This is a genomic window from Marinomonas pontica, from assembly GCF_026191375.1.
Taxonomy (GTDB): domain Bacteria; phylum Pseudomonadota; class Gammaproteobacteria; order Pseudomonadales; family Marinomonadaceae; genus Marinomonas; species Marinomonas pontica.
This window is the reverse complement of record NZ_JAODTL010000041.1, coordinates 129,246-145,983: the sequence shown is the minus strand read 5'-3', so window position 1 is coordinate 145,983 and position 16,738 is coordinate 129,246. Positions and strand designations below refer to the sequence as shown.

The window sequence follows — 16,738 nt, the reverse complement described above, 5'->3', positions numbered from 1 at the left end:
ACGGCTAACAGAGAAAAACTGTCTAAGCTCGCCACCATTTTTTGGGCAGAAGTAAACAGTGCCATGTCCACAGGCACCATCATGGTGACAGCGGCTAATGACGAGGCAACCAAGGAAATGGCCAGTGGTAACCCCAAAAGAGACAGGATAGAAAACGTAATAATGAGTACAAGGCTCGCTTCACCCGCCATGTTTATTCTCCCATGCTTAGTGGTTGATCGATATCAGAGTCAGTCTTGGTGTTTATTGGCTCTTTTAATACATCAATCAAATTCAAAATAGCGTACAAAATCAGCAATACTCCGCAGACGGGTAAAGCTGCGTAAAAACTCGACATCGGCATTTGAAGTACAGCTGTGAGTTGTTTCGAAGCGATTTGCATGCTGTGTAAACCGCCCAGAATCAGTACATAGATGCTGAAGATAATAAAACTGATAGGGACTAACATCTTAAGGAGTTTTTGAAATCTACCGCGCGAAATATCGCGCAGTAGATCAATGGCCATATGAGAACCGCGGCCAGCAGAATAAGCAGCTCCTAATAGAGACAACCAGACCAATCCTAACCTTAGTAACTCTTCGGTGTAAGTCGAAGGGTCGTTGAATACATAGCGGCTGATTACCTGCCAGCTAAGTATCACGACCATACTAAGGAGTAAGAAAGAACACGTTGTCCCTAGACAGATGTCTAAGAAACGTCTCATTTTTGGCATTATTTTGACTCCGCTTGCTGGCGGATTGCCTGATAAACCTTATATTTTGCCGGATCGGATTTTAGCTCGTCATACATCGGCTGAACCGCCGCTTGAAACTCGCTAACATCTGGGTAATAAAAGGTGACGCCAAATTGTTTTTCACTCATGGTTTTTGCGTCGTTAACGGCTTTTGTCCATGCTTTCTTTTGGAACTCTGTAGATTCTTGTGCCGCTTCTTTAACCGCTTTACGCTGATCTGGCGTCAAGCGATCCATGGTGGCTTTAGATATCAAAACGATATCAGGTACACGAGAATGCACATCGTAAGAGTAATGCTTAGCTACTTCGGCATGACGGGCAATTGTTAGGGCAAACTCGTTATTCTCTGCACCATCTAGTACGCCTTGTTGAATCGACGAATAGACATCAGCTTGGCCCATAGCGATAGGCGAGCCACCCAGCATTTTGACCATTTTAATGGAGGTTGGGCTTTGCATGACGCGAATTTTTAGACCTTTTAGATCCTCGACATTGCGGATGATTTTTTCTGAGGTATAGAAGCTACGAGCACCACTGTCGTAATAGGTTAGTCCCAAAATACCTTCGTCTTTTGATGACTCATAAATCGGTGTGGTGATTTTTGGGTTATCCATTACATTGTAGAAATGCTCTTGGCTATCAAACAAGTAAGGCATAGAGAAGACACCATACACAGGAGCGAAGCTTTCCATTAGGCCGCCACTGACTTTGGTCATGTCCAGTAGGCCCGCTTGTAGTAGCTCGACCATTTCACGTTCGCCACCTAATTGGCTGTCAGGGAAAAAGGTGACAGTGACATCGCCTTTGGTTTTCTGATCAACCAACTCGGCAAATTTCTTCATCGCTTCCACGGTTGGTGTCGCGTTACTCGCGTAGCCAAAACGTAAGTTCTCTGCGTAAGCGGATGCCGACGCTAGCCCTAAGCTAATTAGGGTAAGTGCTGTGGTAAATAGTTTAGTTTTCATTTTCTTATCCTTCTTATGTTTATTTTTTTCTTAAGAAATTGATAGCGGAGTTTCCTTTAACCTCAGCTAGATATAGCGACGCAAATATTCGCTAAGACATAAAATCGCCATTGCTTGCCCGTAAGGCATAGAGGTGATTTTAATGTTTTTGTAATACTCTAAATCGTCGCCCATGGCGGTACCAAATGAGGTATTTTGCAGCTCGCCTTGCGCGTCAATGTTGCCATAGACCGCTTTGATGGCTTTTTCCGCAACAGGTAAATAGTCACCAGAGAGATAGCGTTTGCGAACGGCTTTTAAAATGCCATAGGCAAATCCTGCGGAGGCAGAGGCTTCTAGATAAGTGCTGCTATCGTCTAGTAATGTGTGCCAGAGGCCGTCACTGTGTTGTAGCTCGCTCAGGGCTTTGACTTGGCGTTCTAAAGTAGACAATAAGAAGCGGCGAATCGGATCGTTTTCAGCCAAATCCAATAATTCAATGAATTCTGGAATGACGATAGTGATCCAGCTATTACCGCGGGCCCACAAGGCTTCGGCAAAGTTGTGGTTGCCTTCGAACGTCCAGCCGTGGAACCATAGGCCGCTTTTGGTATCCATCAGATATTGGATATGAGTCAGAAACTGGTATTTTGCTTCTTCCACATAATCAGGCTTATTGAGCAATTTACCGATTTTAGCGAGCGGTAAAACACTCATCATTAAGGTGTCGTCCCACATTTGATTGTGGTTCACGCTGTTATAAACAATGTGCTGAAGACCGCCTTCTTGTACGCGCGGCATTTCGTACATGACCCATTCTGCCCATTCTTCCAGATAAGGAATCCAGGACTCTTTTGGCGTACGTTCATGCAAACAAGCCAGCGTTAAAAAGGGCGCAACCGTGTTGATATTTTTGGTTGGCGTGCCTTCGCTAAGGCGCTGTTCGAACCAGTCGTAAATGATTTTTAGCGTGGCTGGATTATTGGTTATTTGCCAATATTTAAACAAGCCATACAAGCCAATGCCATGGGTCCATTCCCAGCCTGCCCAGCCTTTGGTGTCGATCACTCGGCCGTCTTCAAGACGTAGTAGAAAGTCACCAGTAGTATCTTCAATATTGATGAGGTTGTGAGTCAAAAGATCGATTGCCTCGACGACTTGATCGCGTGAAACAACATGCTTCTTTTCTCTTAGTAATTCATGCATTTTCAATCCTTTTCTTATTTTTGTACTTTGCCATCTGCTAACTCAATATAAGCGACAAGGCATTATCTTGAAACAAATGATTTTATTTTATTTTTATTTTAAATAATTTTAATAAAACATTGTTTCTAAAATGTATTTGATCAAAAAAATATAGCCTCATTTGAAAGCTATATTTTTTAATCGCTCGCTCTTTTTATCTGTTTTACTACACAATCCCTGAGCCAGTTTTATTTGGATCTGCTGGACGAGCCTTAGCGACGGCAGCACGGTAGCCACTTGCTCGGTAGCAGCTAACAGGGTCGATGGCACCACCTGCCTGTAAACGGGCCATTTGTAAGATTGGCTCAACGTCCAAGTTATAGGCTTGCTTCAAGCTGGCCTGTGCCATCATTGGGTCGTTTGCTTCTTGGTATTGAGTTAAGGCTTCGCGATCTACTAATAAGCTTTTCACAAAAGCGCGCTGCACTTCGGCCGCACTGTACATCAAACTTTCCACAGGGTCGGTCACGTTGTGTGATTGATCCAGCATGTAAAATGGGCTGTACGCAGGATCTTGGCTGCGGATGTCTGTTAGTTCATTGAAGATCAAAAACAACTGATAAGGATTGATAGAGCCGCTATCCAAATCGTCGTCGCCGTATTTACTGTCATTGAAATGGAAGCCGCCAAGCTTGCCGAATTGCGCAAGACGGCTAATGATCATTTCAATATTGACGTTCGGCGCATGGTGGCCCAAATCCACCAGAGACAAACAACGCTCGCCGGTTTCTTTCGCGGCAAGGTAGCTGCTGCCCCAATCCTGAATCACGGTCGAGTAGAATGCAGGCTCAAAAATTTTATGTTCCAACAGCATGTTCCAGTCGTCTGGCAGGCTGTTGTATACCTCTTTGATGCTTTCTAAATAATGCGTGAAGCTGTTTTTAAAGTGTTGTTGGCCAGGGAAGTTGGAGCCATCGCCCACCCAAACGGTTAGTGCTTTAGAACCGAGCTTTTGGCCAAGTTCGACGACATCGATATTGTGCGCAATGGCTTGTTCGCGTACGGCTTTGCTGGTGTGCGTCAAACTACCGAATTTGTACGATTCTTCCTGACCGATTTGATCTTGAAATGTGTTGGAATTCATCGCATCAAAGTGCAAACCGTATTGTTCTGCGTACTGGCGAAGCTCTTTTGGATCTTTTGGTCTGTCCCAAGGAATATGCAGAGAAACGGCAGGAGTGGCTTGTGACAGTTGTTGGATAACAGAACAATCATCTAGCTTTTCGAAAATATTGCGTGGCTCGCCTAAGCCTGGGAAGCGAGCGAAGCGCGTGCCACCTGTGCCAACACCCCAAGATGGAACAGCGACGGTAAATTGCTTAGCTTGCTCTAAAATAGTGTCGATTTTCACACCGGAGCGATCCAGTTTTTCCGCCAGCGCATTGTAATCGCTAGTAACCGCTGCTTCTTGTTTGGCGTTTTGCTCTTGCAGCAAGTTTTGATCAATAAGTTGTTTCATGGTGAATCCTTTTTTATTGTTCTTTTTTGTCTAGGTTCTAGCGAGTAAATGACGGCGCATGACCGGCATCCACATTCAGGATATTGCCTGTCGATTTAGACGACGCATCAGATGCAAAGAAGTAAATGGCCTCGGCGATGTCTTCAGGGAAAACATTTAGCTTCAGCATGCTGCGCTGGCGGTAGTGTTCTTCTAAATCATCGGTCGACAGTTTGTACGCACTGGCTCTTTCTTCTTTCCATTTGCCTGTCCAGATCTTTGATCCTCGTAATACCGCATCAGGGTTGACCACGTTTGAACGAATGCCAAGCGGTGCACCTTCTAGAGCAACACAGCGAGCAAGCTGAATTTCAGCCGATTTTGCAACGCAATAGGCGCTGGCGTTTGCACTGGCAACCAAACCGTTTTTACTGGCAATAAATACCATGTTGCCGCCCATGTTCTGTTGTTTTAGCAGACTAAAGGCTTCACGAGCAACTAAGAAGTAACCAGTTGATAAGATGCTTTGGTTTTTATTCCATAGAGCAAGAGTGGTTTCTTCTAATGGCGCAGAAGATGCGATGCCTGCGTTGGAGACAACAATATCCAAACCACCAAAGGCAACAGCGCAATGTTTCACTGCACGGATAACATCGTCTTCGTTGGTGACATCCATCTTGATACTAGACGCGCAATCTTTGCTAAATTCGCTGTTCATATTCGCCTGAGCGGTTTGCAGAGCGTCTTCGTCTATGTCCATCAATACGATATTGGCACCTTCTTTGGCGAGACGTTTTGCCGTCGCAAGGCCAATGCCGCCCGCTGCACCCGTCACCAAAGCGATATGGCCTGCTAAGGATTTTGGTTTTGGCATACGTTGTAGTTTGGCTTCTTCTAATAGCCAATATTCAATATCGAAGGCTTCTTGTTCTGGCAAGCCAACATATTCGCTCACACTGTCTGCGCCACGCATGACATTAATGGCGTTAACGTAGAATTCCCCTGCGATACGAGCGGTGGCTTTGTCTTTGGCAAAAGACAGCATGCCGACGCCAGGTATCAAGTAAATCACTGGGTTTGGATCACGCATGGCTGGGCTGTTGTCGCGTTTACAGCGGTTGTAATAGCCCGCGTAATCGTCACGGTAATCGGCAAGGCTTTTATCCAGTGACTCAATGACTTCGTCTAGGTTGTCTTTTTGTGGATCATAAGCCACCACAAATGGACGAATTTTCGTGCGTAAGAAGTGATCAGGACAAGAGGTACCAAGTTTGGCGAGACGGTCTAAGTCTTTAGAATTGACGAACTGCAACACTTCGTCGGACGCATTGAAGTGACCAATTTGACGTTGTTTTTCGCTGGTTTTACCACGAATGAGTGGCATTAAGCTCGAAACCACTTGTTGGCGTTTGTCGTCTGGTAAGGTTTTAAATAATTCGCCACCAAAAGCGGCTTTGCCAGCACTTTTCTGTTCTAGCCATGTTTGCGCTTTGTTAATAATGTTCAGTGAGTTTAGGTAGCAGTCTTTGTTGCCATTTGACCAAGTAAATAAGCCGTGACTTTCAAGGACGACACCTTTCAGGTGTGGGTTTTCAGTGGCGATTTTATGTAAATCCATGCCCAACTGAAAACCTGGGCGACGCCAAGGAAGCCAGCCAATCTCGCCGTTGAAAATCTCTTCTGTAAGTTGTTTGCTGTTTTTGCTTGCCGCAATAGCAATCACCGCGTCTGGGTGAAGGTGGTCTACATGAAGGTAAGGCAAATACGCATGAAGTGGTGTATCGATACTGGCGGCGCGGGAGTTTAGGTTATAAGTACAGTGAGGCAGGTAAGCTACCATTTCATCTTCAAATTCTACGCCGCGGTAAAGCGGTAAAAGCTGATTTAGCTTATCCATATAAAGTGTTGAAAAGCCATCTAACCCCATGGAGCCAATGTCGCCGCCAGAGCCTTTTACCCACAATACGGTGGTTTCTTCGCCTGTAAGAGGGTCGTCCATTTGCAGTTTTGCTGAGGTATTGCCGCCACCGTAATTGGTCACGCGCATGTCAGAACCAAGCAAGTTCGATCGGTATTGCAATAATTCTGGTTCGCTTAGAAGAGCTGCTTCAGCATCGTTCCAAAGGTTGGGAAGTAAGTTAGTAGACATCGTTTAACCTCAAGTTTCGTCTTTTAAATAGCCTAAAACGTTGTTTTCAGGCTGTTTATCAAAGACTTTAAATTTATTTTTGTTATGCACAATCAGCGGGTTAGAATGATTGATAATCTTCATACTAGAATAAAAATAATCATTTTCAAGCATTTTTTATCTTTTTAGTTATTTTTTGATTGATAGTGCTTGATAATGATTGAAAATAAATTATATTGAATATCGAGGATGATCGATGCACGAGATTGAAAGGCACAGAGTGATCCTGTCGGAAGTAGAAGCTCGACCTATTGTGACGGTGGCGCATCTAGCAGATGTGTTAGGTGCTTCCGAAGCAACAGTACGAAGAGATATCAGCTTTCTGGATAAAGAAGGAAAACTGCGTCGGGTGCGAGGAGGGGCGGAAGCCATTAATCCTCCTTCTGATGTGAGTTTATTGGGACGGCCGTACTCGGTTAGTCAAACGATTAACACGGACATAAAGCGCTGTATTGCCAAAGCGGCTGTGGATTTATTATCGGACAATATGTCAATAATGATCAGCGGTGGCACAACGACATCGGCTATGTCTGAGTATATGCGTGGCTTAAAGCTGCAAGTGCTGACCAATTCGTTTTCTATTGCTGATCAATTGATTAAAAAGAGTAAATGCAGCGTGACCGTGCCGAGTGGCAAAATCCATCGGGAGCAGAACATTATTTTGAGTCCGTTTCCGAATGATATTTCCAATCACACGTACGCTGACATTCTTTTTATTGGTGCATACGGTGTTAATTCTCATGGTGTGATGGAGACAGACCCACAAATCGTACAAGCGGTGATGAAACTGATAAATCGAGCAGATCAGCGGGTGCTTTTGGTTGATAGTACAAAGTTTCAAAACCGATCAAGTATGATCATTTGTCCTTTATCACAGATAGATATCGTCATCACGGATGATGGAATAGATAACAAGAGTAAAGAAGTGATCGAATCGGCAGGCTGTCGTTTGATCATAGTAGAAAAACAAAAACAATAAACCGCGTCTCTGATCCAACAATTTCCTGTTGTGTGATGATGAGCGCGCTCTTGGAGATAATTATGAAAAATAAACTCATCACGGCATGTGTGTTGGCTTCTGCAACTTTATTTGCTTCTGGTACGTATGCAGCGGATCAGGTTCGAGTGGCGTTGTTAGTGAAAGCATTAGGTATTGGTTTTTTCGAAGCGGCGTACCGCGGTGCAGAAGAAGCTAAAAAAGAGTTAGGCGATGTGGAGATTATTTACACTGGGCCAACTTCGACCACAGCTGAAGGCCAGATTGAAATCATCAACTCACTAATCGCACAACGTGTTGATGCTATTGCCGTATCAGCAAACGATGCGGATGCCTTGGTTCCTTCCTTGAAAAAAGCGCAACAGCGCGGTATCAAAGTCATTTCTTGGGATTCTGGTGTTGGCAAAGACGGTCGCCAAATCCATTTGAACCCTTCTAGTAACAGCCTAATTGGTGAAATGAATGTGCAACTTGCTGCTGATGCCATCAAAGCTAAAGGCAAAAAGTCTGGTACTTTTGCCATCCTGAGCGCAACGCCAACCTCGACCAACCAAAATATTTGGATTGGTGAGATGAAAAAATCCCTTAGCAAATTCCCTAACCTAAAACTTGTCGATACGGTTTACGGTGATGACTTAGCGGATAAGAGTTTCCGTGAAGCCACTGCCTTGATCAAAAATCACCCAGATCTAGATGTCATCGTGGCACCAACTACCGTTGGTATTTTGGCCGCAGCGCAAGCTGTTAGCGATTTGGGATTAACAGGCAGAGTCTATGTGACAGGTTTGGGCCTACCTTCTGAATTAGCAGGTCATGTGCATAGTGGTGCCATTCATAGCTTTGCTATCTGGAACCCAATCGATCTTGGCTATTCAGCAACCATGCTGGCTTACAACCTTGTGAAAGGTAAAGGTACGAAAACCGAGATTCCAATGGGTCGTATGGGTACGCTTGAAGTAGACAAAAATGGTGACGGCGCAATGGCGAAGCCCTTTATCTACGATGCTTCAAACGTTGATGAATTCTCTTCAATTTTCTAGTAGCTATTGACCCTCTCCCAGCCCCTCCCTAGCAGGGGAGGAGCTAAGAGCTTTTATTCCCTCCCGTTATGAAGGGGAGGGCTAGGGTGGGGCTTTAGAACAGACCCCCTCCCAACCTCCCCCTTAGCAGGGGGAGGAGCTAAGAGCTTTTGTTTCCTCCCCTTATGAAGGGGAGGGCTAGGTTGGGGGGTTACTCGTTCAATAATGTCATAATGAATAACAATAAGAGCAGCCGTTATGAACAATGCAATTTTTAGTCTAAAAAAGGTGAGTAAGGTTTTTCCAGGCGTGAAAGCGCTGGATGGTGTCGATCTTCACCTTTATCCTGGCCAAGTGACCGCTTTGATCGGTGAAAACGGCGCAGGTAAATCGACTCTAGTAAAAACCATGACTGGCATTTATCAGCCGGATGGTGGGGAAATTATTTTTAACGGTAAGCCTGTGCAGTTTCACTCCCCTCATGATTCCCATGCTTTAGGTATTACAGCGATCCATCAAGAAACCGTGTTGTTTGATGATCTGACGGTGGCGGAAAATATCTTTTTGGGCAATTACCCAATGAAAAAAGGCCCGATGACCAAACGTTTTTCCATTGATTGGCCTGCGATGGTGACGCGTTCACAAGAAATTTTATCCTCTATTAACGCTCAGATGGATCCTAATCAAATCTTACGCGAATTAAGTATTGGCCAAAAACACATGGTCGGTATCGCTCGCGCTTTGTCTGTTGATGCCAAAGTGGTGATTTTAGATGAGCCAACAGCGGCGTTGTCTCATCATGAAATTCATGAACTTTATGAATTGGTAAATACTTTAAGAGATCAAGGCAAAGCGATTCTTTTTATAACCCACAAATTTGATGAAATTTTTACCTTGGCGGATCGCTATACCGTGTTCCGCGATGGCAGTTTTGTGGGCGAAGGTTTTATCAAAGACACGAACGAAGCACAGTTGGTGGAAATGATGGTGGCGCGCAGTATCGAAGCAACGTACCCCAAAAAAGACGTAAAAATTGGTGAAACACTTTTAGAAGTGAGTAACTTATGCCACACAACGGAATTTGCCGATATTAGCTTTAATCTGGAAAAAGGCGAGATTCTTGGCGTCTATGGTCTGGTAGGTTCGGGCCGAACGGAAGTGATGCAGGCTTTGTTTGGTACCACGGATCATGTGACTGGCTCAGTTAAAATGAATGGCAAAGAAGTGATCATTCACTCACCCAAAGAGGCTATCGATAACGGCATTGTGTATGTGCCAGAAGAGCGTCAGAAACAAGGCATAGTGCTTGAATTACCCATTTATCAGAACGTTAGTTTGCCGCAGATGGAACGTTTAGCGAAGCATGGGCAAATCGACCAAGAAGGCGAAATGGCGCTGGCTCGCCAATATTGTGAGCGTTTGCAGGTTAAAGCGTCTTGTTGGGATGAAAAGGTGATGAACCTCTCAGGCGGCAATCAGCAAAAAGTCGTTATCGCCAAATGGCTCGCCACTAACCCGAAAGTGATTATTTTGGACGAGCCAACCAAAGGCATCGATATAGGATCGAAAGCCGCGGTGCATGAGTTTATGTCTGAGCTGGTGGATTCTGGCTTGTCTGTGATCATGGTGTCGTCGGAGTTGCCAGAAATCCTTGGTATGTCTGATCGTATATTGGTGATGAACGAAGGTCTAATTGTCGGTGAGTTATCACGTGCTGACGCGACACCTGAGAAGGTGGTTTCTCTTGCCACGGGAGGCAGTGTGACATGCTAAAACGTTTAATTTACTCCCGTGAAGGCGTGCTCAGTATCATTGTGCTGGCGATGTTTTTTGGTGTTGGCGTGATCAGCCCTGATTTTATTAGCCTGTCGAACAGTGCCAGTATTTTCAATGATACTTCGATTCTGATCATGCTAGCGCTGGGGCAAATGTTGGTGATTCTAACCCGTTGCATTGATTTGTCTGTGGCGGCCAACGTGGCATTTACTGGCATGTTTGTCGCCATGGTGAATCAATATTTCCCAGAGCTTCCTATGGCATTATTGATATTTTTATCGCTGTTTATTGGCGCTTTGTTGGGGGCGATTAATGGCTTATTTGTTTGGCTATTAAAAGTGCCTTCTATTGTTATTACTCTCGGAACCATGAGTATTTATCGCGGCGCGACGTTTTTATTATCAGACGGTGCGTGGGTGAATTCTCATCAAATGAGCGAGTCTTTTATAGGCTTGCCCCGCTATGAAATTTTATCTATGCCCGTGCTTGGCTGGATGGCCATTGCCGCCATTATTCTATTTTTCTGGGCAATGAAGTTCAGTGTATGGGGGCGTAATTTTTATTCGGCTGGTGGCAATCCTATGGCTGCTTTCTATTCCGGTGTGAACGTGGGTAAGGTTCAGTTTTATGCCTTCTTAGTGTCCGGTACCTTGTCCGGTTTGTGCGGGTATTTGTGGGTATCGCGTTTTGCAGTGGCCTATGTGGATGTAGCAAATGGTTTTGAACTGCAAGTAATCGCGGCGTGCGTGATTGGTGGTGTGAGTATTGTTGGCGGTTTGGGCTCTGTGGTGGGCTGTGTGATTGGCGCTTTGTTTATCGGCGTGGTGAATAACGCCTTGCCAATTATTGGTGTCTCACCGTTTTGGCAAATGGCCATTTCAGGTTTGGTGATTATTATCGCCGTCATTGCTAATGCCACATCTGATAAAGACAAAGCGCGGATTATCTTACGTAATCCCAATGCAAATGATGAAATACGAGCTAATTAGAGGCGCATATGGATACAACAATAAAAAAATCAGCAACGCCGGATTCAATGTTTACCAGCAAACTACAGGGCTTGCTACGCTGGGAAAGTTTTTTGGTTTTGATCGTATTTTTAGTCTGCGTGATGAATTCTTATCTATCACCTTACTTTTTAGACCCTTGGAATCTATCGGATGCGACCTTTAACTTTACCGAAAAAGCTTTAATAGCATTGCCAATGGCAATGCTGATTATCGCTAAAGAAATTGATATTTCTGTGGCGGCCATTATCTCGCTTTCCAGTACCTTGATGGGGTTAGTCGCACAAATGGGCGCACCCGTTTATGTAGTCGCATTTGTCGGTGTGTTCGTCGGTGCTGGGTGTGGATTAGTAAATGGCGTACTGGTGACACGATTTAATATCCCCTCTATTGTGGTGACCATTGGCACCATGAGTCTGTTTCGTGGCATCAGCTACATCTTGTTGGGTGATCAGGTGATTCGTGAATACCCAGATGGCTTTGAGTTTTTTGGGCAGGGTTATGTGTATTGGGTGTTCTCATTCGAGTTGGTGCTGTTTGCTTTTTTTGCTTTAGTTTTTTATTGGCTACTTCATCGGACTACATTTGGTCGTTATACCTACGCGATTGGCAATAATCCGACAGCGTCTTATTACTCTGGCATTAAAGTGAATAAGCATCGTCTAATTTTGTTTACTTTGGTGGGAATTATGTCTGGCGTAGCCGCAGTGCTGTTAACCTCTCGACTGGGGAGCACGCGTCCAAGTATTGCTATGGGTTGGGAGCTCAGCATTATTACCATGGTGGTTCTAGGAGGCGTGAGCATTCTTGGCGGCAGCGGCACCATTGCTGGCGTGGTGTTGGCGGTGATTCTAATGGGCTTGGTCACCTTTGGTATGGGCTTGCTGAATATTCCAGGCATCGTCATGACAATTATCGTTGGCGTGATGTTGATTACGGTCGTGAGTTTACCGGTACTGATTGCTATGTATAAAACTTCCCTTAAACGAAAAGAGGCAAAAGCGTTATGAGATATGCCTCAGTGATGTATTTACACAAAGGCTGTGAAGAAGAATACAAAAAACGTCATGATGAACTTTGGCCAGAATTGGCGGAGCATCTTAAGCAACATGGCATCCGTAATTATTATATTCACTTGGATGCTAATGAGAGTGATCGAAACGAAAACCGATTGTATGCCACTTTCGACGCAGATGATCTGGATTCACAAGCCTTAGCGGATCATCCTGTGATGCAGCGTTGGTGGGAATACATGGCGGACATTATGGAAACCAAAACACCATCGTTTGAACCTGTCGCCGATGCGTTGCAAGAAGTGTTTCGTTTTAATGTGTTGCAGCCTGATAAAACGCGCGTGGTAGCGGTGTTAGACATTGGCAAAACCAACATTAAGATTTGCCTGATGGACGGGCAAACTGGCGCGTTATTGCATATTGAAAAACGTGTTAATGGCGTAGTTGACGCGCCGCCATATCCGCATGTTGACGTGGATTCAATATGGCAATGGATCAAAGATACCCTTGCCGATTTAGCCCAGCACTACTTTATTGCCAGCATTGCGATTACCACACATGGGGCAACCATTGCCTGCATGAAGGGCGAGCAGCTTGCCTTGCCGATTCTGGATTATGAATACGATGGTGTGTCTGAGTTAAAAGAAGAATACGACGCTGCACGCCCAGATTTTAGTGAGTCTTTTAGTCCGAGATTGCCCCAAGGCTTGAACCTAGGTGCGCAATTGTTCTGGCAGCAAAAACGCTTTGCAGATGAGTTTGCAACCGTCGATTCACTACTTTTGTATCCGCAATATTGGGGCTATAAACTCAGTGGTAACAAAGCTGCCGAAGTGACCTCATTGGGTTGCCACACAGACCTTTGGAATCCGACCAGCTGCCAGTTTTCTACTTTTTGCGAACAGCAAAAGTGGGCGGAGCGCTTTCCAGAAGTGATCGAAACTGGCGCGAAGCTTGGCACTATTTTGCCAGACTTAGCCAAAGAAACTGGCTTACCAGCGAGTTGCGTTATCTTCAACGGTATACATGACTCTAACGCTTCGTTGGTGCCTTATATTGGCCAGCCGATGGAAAAGCTCACTGTCGTGTCTAGCGGTACTTGGACGGTTATCGCTACCATCAATGGTAAGCTGGGTTCATTACACGAAGGCAAAGACATGCTTGCCAATGTGGACGCTCTTGGTCGCGCCACGCCGACGATTCGCTTTATGGGTGGACGTGAATGGGAGCAGCTGCGCAGCGACAGCAAAGCCACCTTGAGCGATGTGAACTTCATTTTAGAAAACGGTATTTTGGCGATGCCTGCCTTTGCCAAAGGCGGCGGGCCATTTGCCCATTGTGAAGGGCGTATTATTGATCGCGGTATTACATTAACGCCTGCTCAGCAGTCTGCTTTAGCCGATGTGTATGTGGCCTTGATGACGGATTATTGCTTGGATCTAATGGACACCAGCAATACTGTGATTGTCGAAGGCGCGTTCAGCAATAACCTCAACTTCCTCACCTTATTGGCTTGCATGCGTAGCCAAAATGAAATCTACGCCTCTCGGGATGTTACCGGCACCTCCGGCGGCGCGGCATTGCTGTCTAACAAGAGCCTAAAACTAAAAGGCCGGCTCAGCCTCGCTTTGTGTGACGCGCAAATAAAACCGCTGCTAAACCTGTATCGTCAGCAATGGCGGGACTTAGTGGGGGAGTTGTAGCTTTTGCTAAAATTAATTTATTCGGGTTTAATTCCTCGTCGCTTGCGGCGTAAATAACTAAAACTCAGCCTTGTCATTCCCGCGAGGAAGGTTGTCACTAAACGACTTTCGTCGATCTTGTAGGTCGCGCCTTTAGGCCGACAAAAAAGCTGTGACGATAAATTTCGTCTTGTCGGGCTGAAGCCGCGACCTACAAAACTTATTCAACTTTCACTCACTATTTTTTACGGTACCCTGCTTTGAGGGGATGACGTATGAACAAAATTTAGCATTGTTTGAATGGTACACCGATACCTCGGCCTTTGGGGGGGGTCATTAGCAATCTCAGTTCTATCGCTTTGTTGATGGAAAAGTCACACTAAACGAATTTTGAGTTTTTTACCCAGAGCGGAAAATTGTAATTTGATCCGATTGGATAATCAGAGAAAAGTATAGTTTTGCGCATTTTGAGGCGAGTGCTACAATAAATGTTGCAACTGCATCATAATTTGGAGGTTTTATGGCAATTCGAGCTTTTAAACCCAGTAAAAAAGAAAAAGTAGGACTTCTGCCTGCATTAGCCTTGTCTAATGATCCAGTGAGTGCGTCAAATCAATTAGCAGAAGGCTTCGATTTTGCTTTTCTTGGACGCATTGTTAAACAGGCACAGATCAAGCAGGCTACCGTGCTGAAAGCGGCAGGAGTGGATAGAGGGACTTTAAGTCGCCACACTAAAGCGCGTACAAAATGGACTGGAGCTTCTGCAGTCAAAGTTTATAACGCTGCTCGAATCATTGATGCAGCATTAAATTTGTTTGATCAAGACCAACAAAAAGCTGAAAACTGGCTCAATACACCAGCCATTGCGCTCGGTGGCATAAGCCCTGCTGATTACGCGAAATATCCGCTAGGGCAAGAAGCGGTGATAGATCTTATCGGTAGAATTAAACATGGGGTAATCATCTAATGAAGCTCTATCGTTTGTGCAAAATGGAGTTTGCTGATACGGCATTTGATGGTTATGGCGCAAGAACTTATGGCGGTCGCTGGAACCCAAAAGGATTTGATTGTGTGTATTTAGGTGAATCAAAGTCTGTCTGTCTACTTGAAACGGTTGCGCATTTAACGGATGCAAAAGCCCTAGATCAGTTCGCGATGTTGTCTATCGATGTTCCAGAAGAACTGATCATGGCGTTTCAAGAGAGTGATTTACCAGAAAATTGGAGAGATTATCCAGCTCCGCAAGAATTAGCCGATATGGGGGCGGAATGGCTAGAAAGTGCTGAAAGCCTTGTCTTATTGGTGCCCAGTGTTATATCGGGAGACTTTTGTGCGTTACTAAATCCCAAACACCTTAAATGTCTAGAATTTACGGCGACGGCTCAACGAGTCGCGTTTTCTATCGATCCAAGATTAGCTCCACTGTAGTAGTCGCAGAGCAAATCTATTAACCAATATGTCGAAGGCTAAGACCGAAACCTCAAATTATCCTTCGTCAGTTGATCAATTGATGTTTTGCCCATGAGTTTCATGTCCCGTTCGAGTTCGGCTTTCATGAGTCCTAATGCGATTTTCGGGATATTAATGATGGTTCTACCAGAAGGTGCTTGGCCGTATTTCGGCCTTTTATGCGTTCTAATAGCGCATTAGCGGCGAGTTCGCCTTGTTGTTCTGCTTGCTGATCAATACTAGAGAGATTGATCATAGAGTAGGACGCTAATGGCGTATTATCGTAACCAATAATGAAAACGTCTTTTTGCGGTATGAGTTGGCGTTTTATACATTCGTCTAACAAGGGAATGGCGTGAATGTCACTCCAGCAAAAAATCGCACACGGCAGCGTTTGTTCATCTAAAAAAAGAGCGAGTTCTTTTTTCAATTCGTCTTCGTTATTGGATGCTCTAAAAATGAGTTTTTCTGTTACATCGCTATAGTTTGCTTCGCTCAGAGTGTCCAAAAAACCGCGTTCACGTTCTTGATTTAGGTCGACTTTATTAAACTCTCGTAGCGGTTGACTGATCATCTTTATGTTTTTTATGCCCGTCTCGACGAGCGCTCTAGTGGCTAATCTTGCCCCTAAGAAATCATCGCCATTGATGGTATCAAAGCTTGTTGCTGTATTTTCTATGTGACCAATAACGGTCATAGGAACCTGTTTCGCATACTGGGCTAACGCAGAATCCGACAGGTGAGGTGCGACTAAAATGAGTCCATCAACATTGTTATCTATCATGGATTCTATGAGTGAAGACTCGATAGACAGCTCGCTCTGCCCTAAACCTATCAGCATTTTGTAACCTGATTTGGAGAGTGTCGCGTTTATTTTTTCCAGTAATTTTGGCAAATAGGCATTGCCCAAATTGACAATTAGCACCCCTATTGTAAAGGTCTTACCTCGCATGCCTCTTGCCGAGGTGTTTGGTCTGTAACCTAGCTTCTTAATTGATTTCTCTACTTTTTCTTTTAGTGATGGGCTAACGCCATAAGCGCTTCGGATCACCTTAGAGACGGCAGCCACAGACACTTCTGCGTCTTTAGCCACATCCTTTATGGTGATTTTTTTCATGGTTTTCTCAATTTGCATGTAAGGCCGTTTACTTAGGGAAATATTATTTTTTTAAAATTTTATAGAAAGTACTTGAAATGAAGTTTTGTTTCTACATATTATTTGTATAACGTTCTACACTTTTACAAAG

Annotated in this window: 14 protein-coding genes and 1 pseudogene; 8 read left to right on the top strand and 7 right to left on the bottom strand. The window is 44.7% G+C overall.

Going from position 1 to position 16,738, the window contains the following annotated elements; translation table 11 throughout:
- From N5P32_RS10920 to N5P32_RS10895, 6 genes and pseudogenes are all read right to left on the bottom strand, one after another.
- Positions 1 to 191 (bottom strand): annotated as a pseudogene (locus tag N5P32_RS10920) (hypothetical protein); the annotation flags it as partial.
- A 2-nt stretch (positions 192 to 193) separates the two neighbouring features.
- Positions 194 to 712, bottom strand: a complete 519-nt coding sequence (locus N5P32_RS10915; RefSeq protein ID WP_265729102.1) for a TRAP transporter small permease — start codon at positions 710 to 712, stop codon at positions 194 to 196.
- Positions 712 to 1,698, bottom strand: a complete 987-nt coding sequence (locus N5P32_RS10910; RefSeq protein ID WP_265729101.1) for a TRAP transporter substrate-binding protein — start codon at positions 1,696 to 1,698, stop codon at positions 712 to 714. Before N5P32_RS10910 ends, N5P32_RS10915 begins: the two co-directional genes overlap by 1 nt.
- 66 nt (positions 1,699 to 1,764) lie before the next feature.
- On the bottom strand, positions 1,765 to 2,883 hold the full coding sequence (bglB, locus tag N5P32_RS10905; protein WP_265729100.1) for a beta-galactosidase BglB: 1,119 nt from the start codon (positions 2,881 to 2,883) through the stop codon (positions 1,765 to 1,767).
- A gap of 205 nt (positions 2,884 to 3,088) precedes the next feature.
- Positions 3,089 to 4,381, bottom strand: a complete 1,293-nt coding sequence (gene rhaI, locus N5P32_RS10900; protein ID WP_265729099.1) for an L-rhamnose catabolism isomerase — start codon at positions 4,379 to 4,381, stop codon at positions 3,089 to 3,091.
- 37 nt (positions 4,382 to 4,418) lie between these two features.
- Positions 4,419 to 6,509 (bottom strand): bifunctional rhamnulose-1-phosphate aldolase/short-chain dehydrogenase, encoded by a 2,091-nt coding sequence (locus N5P32_RS10895; RefSeq protein ID WP_265729098.1) that lies wholly within the window; start codon positions 6,507 to 6,509, stop codon positions 4,419 to 4,421.
- Positions 6,510 to 6,744: 235 nt separating this feature from the next.
- Between N5P32_RS10895 and N5P32_RS10890 the strand changes: the two genes are divergently transcribed.
- The 8 genes from N5P32_RS10890 (at position 6,745) to N5P32_RS10855 (ending at position 15,470) form a co-directional block, all read left to right on the top strand.
- The gene (locus N5P32_RS10890) at positions 6,745 to 7,527 is read left to right on the top strand and encodes a DeoR/GlpR family DNA-binding transcription regulator (protein WP_265729097.1); all 783 of its coding nucleotides are present in this window, start codon (positions 6,745 to 6,747) and stop codon (positions 7,525 to 7,527) included.
- 62 nt (positions 7,528 to 7,589) lie between these two features.
- On the top strand, positions 7,590 to 8,585 hold the full coding sequence (gene rhaS / locus N5P32_RS10885) for a rhamnose ABC transporter substrate-binding protein (protein ID WP_265729096.1): 996 nt from the start codon (positions 7,590 to 7,592) through the stop codon (positions 8,583 to 8,585).
- 237 nt (positions 8,586 to 8,822) lie between these two features.
- Positions 8,823 to 10,337, top strand: coding sequence for a sugar ABC transporter ATP-binding protein (locus N5P32_RS10880; protein WP_265729095.1), 1,515 nt, complete (start codon positions 8,823 to 8,825; stop codon positions 10,335 to 10,337).
- Positions 10,331 to 11,329 carry an ABC transporter permease gene (locus N5P32_RS10875; protein WP_265729094.1) on the top strand — a complete coding sequence of 333 codons (999 nt, stop codon included), beginning with the start codon at positions 10,331 to 10,333 and terminating at the stop codon, positions 11,327 to 11,329. Before N5P32_RS10880 ends, N5P32_RS10875 begins: the two co-directional genes overlap by 7 nt.
- 8 nt (positions 11,330 to 11,337) lie before the next feature.
- Entirely contained in the window at positions 11,338 to 12,357 is a 1,020-nt protein-coding gene (locus tag N5P32_RS10870) for an ABC transporter permease (RefSeq protein WP_265729093.1), read from the top strand.
- Complete coding sequence (locus tag N5P32_RS10865; RefSeq protein ID WP_265729092.1) at positions 12,354 to 14,063, top strand: L-rhamnose mutarotase; 1,710 nt, start codon at positions 12,354 to 12,356, stop codon at positions 14,061 to 14,063. The genes N5P32_RS10870 and N5P32_RS10865 overlap by 4 nt, the downstream gene beginning before the upstream one ends.
- A gap of 499 nt (positions 14,064 to 14,562) precedes the next feature.
- On the top strand, positions 14,563 to 15,009 hold the full coding sequence (locus tag N5P32_RS10860; protein ID WP_265729091.1) for an antitoxin Xre/MbcA/ParS toxin-binding domain-containing protein: 447 nt from the start codon (positions 14,563 to 14,565) through the stop codon (positions 15,007 to 15,009).
- A complete protein-coding gene (locus N5P32_RS10855; RefSeq protein WP_265729090.1) occupies positions 15,009 to 15,470 on the top strand; it encodes an RES family NAD+ phosphorylase in 462 nt (153 codons plus the stop codon). Before N5P32_RS10860 ends, N5P32_RS10855 begins: the two co-directional genes overlap by 1 nt.
- Positions 15,471 to 15,603: 133 nt before the next feature.
- Here N5P32_RS10855 and N5P32_RS10850 read toward each other — a convergent pair whose 3' ends face one another.
- Complete coding sequence (locus tag N5P32_RS10850; protein WP_265729089.1) at positions 15,604 to 16,608, bottom strand: LacI family DNA-binding transcriptional regulator; 1,005 nt, start codon at positions 16,606 to 16,608, stop codon at positions 15,604 to 15,606.
- Positions 16,609 to 16,738 lie beyond the last annotated feature (130 nt).

Coding starts and splice junctions, on each gene's coding strand:
- N5P32_RS10890 (WP_265729097.1), top strand. CDS start 6,745: ATGCACGAGATTGAAAGGCACAGAGTGATCCTGTCGGAAGTAGAAGCT.
- bglB (WP_265729100.1), bottom strand. CDS start 2,883: ATGCATGAATTACTAAGAGAAAAGAAGCATGTTGTTTCACGCGATCAA.
- N5P32_RS10850 (WP_265729089.1), bottom strand. CDS start 16,608: ATGAAAAAAATCACCATAAAGGATGTGGCTAAAGACGCAGAAGTGTCT.
- N5P32_RS10870 (WP_265729093.1), top strand. CDS start 11,338: ATGGATACAACAATAAAAAAATCAGCAACGCCGGATTCAATGTTTACC.
- N5P32_RS10860 (WP_265729091.1), top strand. CDS start 14,563: ATGGCAATTCGAGCTTTTAAACCCAGTAAAAAAGAAAAAGTAGGACTT.
- N5P32_RS10910 (WP_265729101.1), bottom strand. CDS start 1,698: ATGAAAACTAAACTATTTACCACAGCACTTACCCTAATTAGCTTAGGG.
- rhaI (WP_265729099.1), bottom strand. CDS start 4,381: ATGAAACAACTTATTGATCAAAACTTGCTGCAAGAGCAAAACGCCAAA.
- N5P32_RS10865 (WP_265729092.1), top strand. CDS start 12,354: ATGAGATATGCCTCAGTGATGTATTTACACAAAGGCTGTGAAGAAGAA.
- N5P32_RS10875 (WP_265729094.1), top strand. CDS start 10,331: ATGCTAAAACGTTTAATTTACTCCCGTGAAGGCGTGCTCAGTATCATT.
- N5P32_RS10895 (WP_265729098.1), bottom strand. CDS start 6,509: ATGTCTACTAACTTACTTCCCAACCTTTGGAACGATGCTGAAGCAGCT.
- N5P32_RS10855 (WP_265729090.1), top strand. CDS start 15,009: ATGAAGCTCTATCGTTTGTGCAAAATGGAGTTTGCTGATACGGCATTT.
- N5P32_RS10915 (WP_265729102.1), bottom strand. CDS start 712: ATGCCAAAAATGAGACGTTTCTTAGACATCTGTCTAGGGACAACGTGT.
- rhaS (WP_265729096.1), top strand. CDS start 7,590: ATGAAAAATAAACTCATCACGGCATGTGTGTTGGCTTCTGCAACTTTA.
- N5P32_RS10880 (WP_265729095.1), top strand. CDS start 8,823: ATGAACAATGCAATTTTTAGTCTAAAAAAGGTGAGTAAGGTTTTTCCA.